The following is a 574-nucleotide window of genomic DNA, read 5'->3' as shown; positions in this document are numbered from 1 at the left end:
GCGATTCACCGGCCAGCAGGCGCGCCACGATGCGCTGGGACAGCGCTTCCTCGTTGTGGTCGTGCAATGCCACCAGCGGCTGCTGGATGCCGAAATGGGCCAGCAACTGGCCGCTGCGGCGGGTGTCTTCGGCGCAGATCGCCGCCACCGAGCGCAGCACGTCCTGCGCCCGCGGCGTCAGGTCGGCCAGGTTGCCGATCGGGGTGGCAACGACATACAGCGTAGGGACAACACTCATCGMAACGGCACTCGTGGGTCAAGGGTAGAATCGTACCGTTCCCCGGCCACGGCCGCTGCCCCCATCGAATGGACCTGATCATGAACAAGCCCGTCGCACGGATCTCCGCCCTTTCGTTGTCGCTGATGCTGCTTGCCGGCTGCGCCACGACGAGCCTGACCAGTGCGCCCGAATCGCCGGCGCAGAGCCAGGCGTTGGCGCTGATCGACCAGGGCAAGCCGCGCGACGCCGCCGTGCAGCTGGAAGCACTGGCCAACACCTTGAAGGGCAGCGCCCGCGCTGCCGCGCTGGCCGATGCTGCCTTTGCCTGGCATGAGGCCGGCGACAGCGCACGCG

Annotated in this window: 2 protein-coding genes; one reads left to right on the top strand and one right to left on the bottom strand. The window is 68.4% G+C overall.

The window, feature by feature from the left end:
- A partial coding sequence (locus tag ACXJKJ_RS31500; protein WP_457395606.1) for an SAM-dependent methyltransferase occupies window positions 1–238 on the bottom strand: 238 nt, incomplete at its 3' end.
- 80 nt (window positions 239–318) lie between these two features.
- Here ACXJKJ_RS31500 and ACXJKJ_RS31495 point away from each other — a divergent pair.
- Window positions 319–574: hypothetical protein (locus ACXJKJ_RS31495; RefSeq protein ID WP_457395605.1), on the top strand; the 256-nt coding region annotated here is incomplete at its 3' end.

Source organism: Roseateles sp. P5_E1 (assembly GCF_054049335.1).
The sequence above is the reverse complement of the archived record's forward strand: the minus strand, read 5'-3'. Positions and strand labels throughout refer to the sequence as shown.